The sequence below is a fragment of the Bradyrhizobium sp. CIR48 genome (genome assembly GCF_014198315.1).
In the GTDB taxonomy this organism is placed as follows: domain Bacteria; phylum Pseudomonadota; class Alphaproteobacteria; order Rhizobiales; family Xanthobacteraceae; genus Bradyrhizobium.
Map to the genome: position 1 here is coordinate 591,963 of NZ_JACIHG010000005.1, position 7,172 is coordinate 599,134.

The window sequence follows — 7,172 nt, forward strand, 5'->3', positions numbered from 1 at the left end:
GGGCTCCTCACTTTAGGCCGAAATGCGCGCGGGCAGTTGGCTCCCGCTTGAAGCGCAGATAGTCCGGGAACATCTTGTCTGTCGGCTGAACTGTCTTGAGCAGCTCGCGCGCGACTACGCCCTTGTGGACCTCGGTGGGTCCGTCTGCGAGACCGATCATAAAGCTGTTCATGATATGGCCGGAGAACGGTGCGTCCGTGGTCAGGCCAAGCGAGCCGTGTAGATGGAGCGCCATCGAAGCCACGTCATGCAGAACCTTCGGCATCGTCGCCTTCACTGCAGAGACGTTCTGACGGATGTCCTTCCAGCTATTCCCCTGGTCGGCGAGCCATGCGGTTTCGAGCACGAGCAACCGGAATTGGCGAAGCGTGACCCAAGCGTCAGCGATGCGCTCCTGAACGCTCTGCTGCTTCCAGAGTACGTCGCCCTTGGTACGCCGAGACACCACGCGCTCACAGGTGTACTCGAGACATCGGGTCGCCTCGGCGAGCGCGCGCATCGCATGATGAAGCCGCCCGCCACCCAGACGAACCTGCGCCACCTCGAATGCAGCGCCTCGCTCTCCAAGCAGATGGTCAGCCGGCACACGTACGTTGTGCCAACGGACGTGCGCATGCTCGGGCTCCGCTTGACCGAAGTAGACGAAGTCGCGGAGAATCTCTATGCCCGGCGTGTCGGCGGGCACGATGAACATTGACTGGCGGCGATACGGATCGCTCGCTCCCGCATCGGTCTTCACCATAACGATGTAAAAGGCAGCGAAGCGCGCATTCGACGAGAACCATTTTTCGCCGTTGATGACCCAATGGTCGCCATCGAGCTTCGCCGTTGCCTCGATCTGGAGCGGGTCCGCGCCGCCCTGTGGCTCGGTCATCGCGAAGCAGGAGACGATCTCGTTGTTCAGAAGCGGCTTGAGATAGCGCTCCTTCTGCTCTGCTGTGCCGTAATGGGCGAGAATTTCGGAATTACCGGTGTCAGGGGCCTGCGCGCCAAAAACGATTGGCCCAAAGCGCGAGCGGCCGAACTGCTCGTTCATCAGCGCGAGCCGGAGTTGTCCGTAGCCCTTGCCGCCTAGATGCCGACCGAGATGACAAGCCCAAAGACCACGCTTCTTGACCTCGGCCTGCAGCGGCCGAACCAGCTGCTTAAACCGCTCGTCGTGGATGTTCCACTGACTACCTAGGATGTAGTCCAGCGGCTCGACGTCGCGGCGTACAAATGCGGCGATCCAATCGAGTTCCTTCTGGAACTCGGGCTCAGTCTCAAACGACCACAAGGGCAGCTCCTCCAGATTATTAGGAGAATACTGCGAGAATGCCGATCATCTTTCCAATATCGGATTATTCGGCTATCAATAAGAAGGTTTTATGAATGGAACCTTCGATGGACCTCGATGCCACGCCGTTTCGCGCCTTCCTTCAGGTGGCGAAGAGCCAATCATTTACGCGCGCCGCAGAGGAACTGCACGTCTCGCAGCCCGCGCTTTCCGCTACGATCCGTGAGCTGGAACGCAGGCTTGGATTCTCGCTTTTCGACCGTACCAGCCGACAGGTGCAGCTGACCTGGGAAGGCCGCGCTTTCCTGGTCAATGCGCGGCGCGTCGTCATGGAGCATGATTGGACAGCGCAGCGAGCCAAGGAGATTCTCAGCAACGACCTTCGGCTGGCAGTGCAGGCCTATTCCGTCCTCATCAGTGATCGAACTTTGCTGACGGATAATTACGCCGCCGCTAATCCCGACGTTGACGTGCAGATCGTGCAGTATGGTAGCGAGCGCATCTACGACGTGGTGCGCGACCATGATGCCGACGTCGCCATCGTCATCGAACCCTCCGAGCGCCTCGAATTGTCGCCGCTCAACCGCGCGCTGGGCTCCGAATTGGAAACGCTGACGCTGGCTTCCCGTCAGGTCGGCCTGTACGTCCCCACCGGTCACCCGCTCTCAGAGGCGCCGAGTATTTCGAGCGCCGACCTTAAAGGCATGCGCATCGCCAGGATCGGGCGCGTCCATGGTGGCGCGATTGCCTCTGCCATCGGCCGCTACCTTGAAGAAATCGATGCTGAACCGGTCCGCATACCGGAAGGCGATGCCTTTTCGGTCATCCGCTATGCTGAACGCCACGCGATCGCAGCCATTGATCTGGGCTGGTTCGACCCGCACGTATCCATGCCCAACGTGCGCATGCTCCGCAAGAGCATAGACGGAGCAAGGCTTGAGACCGAACTAGTTGTGATCCGCCAGCGGCGTGAGCAACGACCCGCCGCCGAGCGGTTTTGGCGTTTCGCAATGCAAGGGGCCTGGCGCGGGGATGCCGCCCAGCCGGGCCAGGCCGCATGACCCGCGTCAGCCGTCCTGCGGTGACGCGCCGAAACTGCAAGAGATGGATGAGGATCTAATCCATCTCCCAAGAATACTCCGCCAAGGCCAATATTAGTCCTGCAAAGCGCGCCTAGCGCCCCTTCCAATTCGGCTTTCGTTTTGTTGCAAACGCCTGTGGACCTTCTATCGCATCAGCCGAGGCAAGCATCGCCCTCATTGAGGGGTATTCCCACTCCTCCGACAAACCTTCCGATACGGAGCGGGAAAGTCCCCGGAGGACTGCTTCCTTGGTGGCCCGGACCGACATGGGACTGCATGCGAGGATCTCGTCAGCCCAGCGTCTGGCGGCAGCCAGCACATCGCCACTCACCAGCTCGTTGACAAGTCCAAGCGAGAACGCTTCTTCGGCACTGACTCGGCGCCCCGTCAGCATCATGCCCATCGCCCGCTTGAGACCAATCTCGCGAGGAAGTCGCTGAATCCCTCCAGCGAGCGCCGCCAAGCCAACGCGCGGCTCCGGCAGGGCAAAGACGGCGTTTTCGGATGCGACCACGATATCGCAGGCGAGTGCTATCTCAAATCCGCCGCCCATCGCTACTCCATTGACAGCTGCGATGACCGGCTTTGCCAGATCAAAGCGATTGGTCAGACCGCCAAAGCCCTTGGCTGGGGTCGTCAATCCCCCGCCAGCGGCCTGCTGCTTGAGATCGTGACCGGCACAGAACGCTTTCCCTCCGGCCCCCGTGATGATCGCAACCCACTGCTCGTCATCGAGCGCGAATTTGTCAAAGACACTTTCAAGTTCGGTATGGCAAGCAGCGTTCAAGGCGTTGTGCGCCTCCGGCCTGTTGATCGTGATGATTGTGCAACGTCCTTCACGATCCACTTTCACGTATTCATGCGTCATGGTTCTCAGCTCTCCTAATTATGGCGTACGCCGGATCACCGGCTCGAGATGGCTTTTCTGCCCTTTCCTGAAATCCCGTTGATGAATTTCGGGCGTTCGATATTTGGTGCCTCCGCCGGACGCGAGCGGCTATGGCAATCAAAATCCGCGAACAGTCTCGCCGGAGACTGGGACGTCCAAGAATGCCCGCACGGAGGTGCGCGAATTCAGCGCGTCAGAAACTCTCATGAAGATTACTCCGAAGACCCAATCGAGGAGGATACTCAGCCGATCCGGACGACCATCTTCCCCAGGGCCGAGCGCGTGGTCATTGCCTCGAACGCTTCGTGAACTTCCTCGAACGCAAAGACCTTTCCTACGACGGGAACGAGCGTCTTCTCGCTCAACCAGGTGAACAGCTGGGCGATGACCCGCTCTCGCACATCCGGTTCGCGTCGACCAATCTGCGCCAGGTCGACGCCCAGCAGCGCCCCTCCCTTCAAAAGAGGCAGATTGAACCGCAGCGCTGGAATTGTCCCGGAAGCAAAGCCGATCACCAGATGCCGTCCGTTCCAGGCGATCGAGCGAAAGGCCTGCAGACTCAGATCTCCGCCAACGGGATCATAGATCACGTCCGCGCCGTGGCCGTCAGTAAGCTCCTTGAGCTCTTCGCGCCATCCGTCGCGGGTGTAATCCAGACCCGCATCGGCACCATACCCGATCGCAAATTGTCGCTTCTCCTCGGTCGAGGCCGCCGCAATGACGCGGGCGCCAAGCAGCTTTCCAATCTGAACAGCAGCAATGCCAACGCCCCCGGCGGCTCCAAGAATCAGGAGCGTCTCGCCGCTTTGTAGCTTCCCTCGCGCGCTTAGCGCGTACAGTGCCGTGTGGTAATTCGCAAAGAACGAGGCGCCGACCTCCGGCTCTATACCCGTCGGCCTGACGAAAAGGTCCCCTGGCGGCACGCAAATATATTCGGCAAGGGCACCGTTTGTGACCATGCCGATGACAGGCGTACCGGGTACGAAGCCATTAACACCTGCGGCGACTTCGTCGACGACACCAGCGAACTCCGACCCGGGCGTAAACGGCAAAGGGTCCTTGGTCTGGTACAGGCCCTGCACCTTCAAGCCGTCCACGAAACCGACGGCCGCGGCCTGGATTCGGACGCGGACCGTTCCCACTGACAATTCTGGCTTGGCGACATCCTTGATGGCGATATTTTCGATACAATCGAAATTGCCGACCAAAACTGCTTTCATGATACCCTCTTGAGCGAGCCGCAGCGATCCGGGCGCGGCCATCGGGCTCACGCGATCGCGTTCGGCATTTTTGCCCCGAACGCTGCCGATTGCAGGCGCCGCGCATGCCTTGCGACAAAGACCAAAGTTCGGTGCGGTGTCGATGGCATGCGCGCAGTTCTCCGCGAGCGATCTAGTCCGCCGTATCGCCGTTGATCACGTCTCCGAACAGCTCCCACTTCTCGCCGACAAAGCGCATCAGCCGAAGCTGACTGATCGGAGCAAAGTCGGTCGGCGAGGTGTTCACGTAGATTCCCGGCAAGAGCGCCTCGGTGCGCCAATCCTTCAGGTTCGCGGCCTGCTTCATAACGTTCTCGCGGGTGAGATCGTCGCCGCACTGCTTCAACGTCTGAGCCAGCGTCTCCGCGAGCGCGTAGCCGGTGATCAGCAATATGTCGCGCTTGTTGCCGTCGGGATAGTACTTGCTCAGAAAGCTCTGAAACTCTTTCATGCCCGGGTCATTATCCCACTGCGGATCGGCCGGATCCTTCAAGTAGGTGGCGGAAATGACGCCTTGCGCGTTCTCGACTCCAGCAGGCTTAATGACGCTACCTATCGAAGCCGAGGCATTGATAACGATGTGCAGCGGCTTCCAGTCGACTTCCGCGATCTTCTTGATCGCTTGAGCAGCGAATTTGGGGGAGCTAACATTGACCAGGGTATCCGCACCTGTCGCCTTGAGCTTGACGATGTGACTGTCGATGGTCGGCTCCGCCGTCTCGTAGCTTTCCTCGGCTACGATCCGAGCACCGAGCCTGTCCTTGAGACCCTTGAGGAAATCCTTTCCCAAATCATCATTCTGAAAAAATACCGCGACTTTAGCGTTTGGCTTCTCTTTTAGGATATATTTCGCGTAGGCGTGCGCCTCGCTCTGATAGGACGGCTGCCAGCCCGTGGTCCAAGGGAAGGTCTTGGGGTCGTTGAACTTGGTGGCGCCAGTTGCCACAAACAGGTGTGGAATCTTCTTGGCGTTGAGGTATTTCTGAATAGCGGTGTTGTTGGCTGTGCCCAACGGAGCAAACATAAGCAACACTTCATCACTCTCCACCAGCTTACGCGCCTGCTCGACGGCCTTGGGAGGCGAGTACGCATCGTCGTAGCTGATGAAGTTGACCTTGCGGCCGTTGATACCGCCCTTGTCGTTGATCATCCTGAAATAGGCTTCCTCGGCCTTGCCGATGACGCCATAGGCCGATGCTGGACCGCTGTACGGTATCAAATTTCCGATTTTGATCTCTGTGTCAGTGGCTCCCGTGTCATATTTCTTCTGGGCGAACGCGGCGACAGAGGCGAGGGCGATCGCTGCTGCGGCCAGCGCGGTCGTTCCTATAATCCTTGCAAACATATGATCTCTCCTTGTTGAGTTTCGCTTCTATTTTGATTTCGTTATCCAGCCTTGGCCGCGGATCACGACCTGCCTTGCGCCGTGCGGCACGAGGTAGATGACGAGGAACAACAGCACGCCGAATACCGCGCCGGAGAGGCCCTTGGAGATGCCTTCGGCGATGTTCGGCACGAAGATGATGAAGGCCGCGCCGACGATCGAGCCGGGCAGCCAGCCGACGCCGCCGACCACCATCCCGAGGAACAGCGAGATCGCAAGATTGATGGTGAAGCTGTCGGGCGCGACGAACTGCACCGCGATGGCGCCGAGGCCGCCGGCGACACCGGTGATGGCGGCGGAGACGCCGAAGGCCAGCGTCTTGTACAGCGCGACGTTGACGCCCATGGCGGAGGCCGCGATCTCGTTGTCGCGGATCGCCATGAAGGCGCGGCCCGAGCGGGAGCGCAGCAGGTTCACCGAGAAAATGTAGATCGCGAGCACGACGACGAGCGTGAAGTAATACAGCCACATGTCCTGCGACATCTTCAGGCCGAACGGCGCATCGGGCTTGGTGACGACGAGGCCTTGCACGCCGCCGGTCCAGTGCTCGAGGAAGTTCAGCTTGAGCAGCTGCGGCATGGCCGTCGCCAGCGCGAAGGTGGCAAGCGCGAGGTACACGCCGGAGAGCCGCAGCGCCGGCTGGCCGAACAGGAAGCCCGCGCCGAAGCACAGCACGCCCGCGACCGGCAGGCAGAGGAAATAGGGAACGTTGCACTGCTCCATCATCACCGCGGTGACGTAGGCGCCGATGGCGTAGAACGCGCTCTGGCCGAGCGAGAACTGGCCGCTTCCGCCGGTCAGGATGTTCAGCGCCAGCACGGCGAGGCCGAGATACAGCAGCTGGGTCAGCTGGAAGATCACGAAGTTCTTCGCAAACAGCGGAACGGCAATGAGAAGCAACAGCACCACCACCGAGGTGCCTGTGCCCAGCGTCATGGCCCGCTTCGGAACGGCCTCGACCGCCTCGTGGCCTTCTGCAACGACTTCTTCTGCAGCGCTCATGATCAAACTCGCTTGACGATGTGCCGGCCGAACAGGCCAGCGGGTTTGACGACCAGGACGGAGATGATCAGCGCGAGCGCGATCGGGAGTTTCAGCTCGTTGCCGACGCCGGGAATGTAGGTGCCCGCGAGGTTCTCGAAGATGCCGACCAGGAAGCCGCCGACCACGGCGCCGAACGGGCTGGTGAGGCCGCCGAGCACCGCCGCGGCAAAGCCGTAGATCAGCACGCCGCCCATCATGTTGGGCTCGAGGAACACGACCGGGGCGATCAGCATGCCGG

Annotated in this window: 7 protein-coding genes; 1 reads left to right on the plus strand and 6 read right to left on the minus strand. The window is 60.3% G+C overall.

What is annotated here, in order from left to right:
* Positions 1-7: 7 nt before the first annotated feature.
* Positions 8-1,276 (minus strand): acyl-CoA dehydrogenase family protein, encoded by a 1,269-nt coding sequence (locus tag GGD66_RS19190; RefSeq protein WP_183258667.1) that lies wholly within the window; start codon positions 1,274-1,276, stop codon positions 8-10.
* A 107-nt stretch (positions 1,277-1,383) separates the two neighbouring features.
* On the opposite strand from GGD66_RS19190, the gene GGD66_RS19195 reads away from it, so the two are divergent.
* On the plus strand, positions 1,384-2,337 hold the full coding sequence (locus tag GGD66_RS19195) for a LysR family transcriptional regulator (RefSeq protein WP_183258668.1): 954 nt from the start codon (positions 1,384-1,386) through the stop codon (positions 2,335-2,337).
* 112 nt (positions 2,338-2,449) lie between these two features.
* Here the strand turns inward: GGD66_RS19195 and GGD66_RS19200 are convergent, their stop codons facing one another.
* The 5 genes from GGD66_RS19200 to GGD66_RS19220 form a co-directional block, all read right to left on the minus strand.
* Positions 2,450-3,226, minus strand: a complete 777-nt coding sequence (locus GGD66_RS19200) for an enoyl-CoA hydratase-related protein (protein WP_183258669.1) — start codon at positions 3,224-3,226, stop codon at positions 2,450-2,452.
* Between the two features lie 263 nt (positions 3,227-3,489).
* Positions 3,490-4,467, minus strand: a complete 978-nt coding sequence (locus GGD66_RS19205; protein WP_183258670.1) for an NADPH:quinone oxidoreductase family protein — start codon at positions 4,465-4,467, stop codon at positions 3,490-3,492.
* 172 nt (positions 4,468-4,639) lie between these two features.
* Positions 4,640-5,851, minus strand: a complete 1,212-nt coding sequence (locus GGD66_RS19210; RefSeq protein ID WP_183258671.1) for an ABC transporter substrate-binding protein — start codon at positions 5,849-5,851, stop codon at positions 4,640-4,642.
* A gap of 27 nt (positions 5,852-5,878) precedes the next feature.
* Positions 5,879-6,892: a branched-chain amino acid ABC transporter permease gene (locus GGD66_RS19215; protein WP_183258672.1), complete on the minus strand. Its 1,014-nt coding sequence runs from the start codon at positions 6,890-6,892 to the stop codon at positions 5,879-5,881.
* A 2-nt stretch (positions 6,893-6,894) separates the two neighbouring features.
* On the minus strand, positions 6,895-7,172 hold a 278-nt coding region (locus GGD66_RS19220), incomplete at its 5' end, for an ABC transporter permease subunit (protein WP_409362375.1).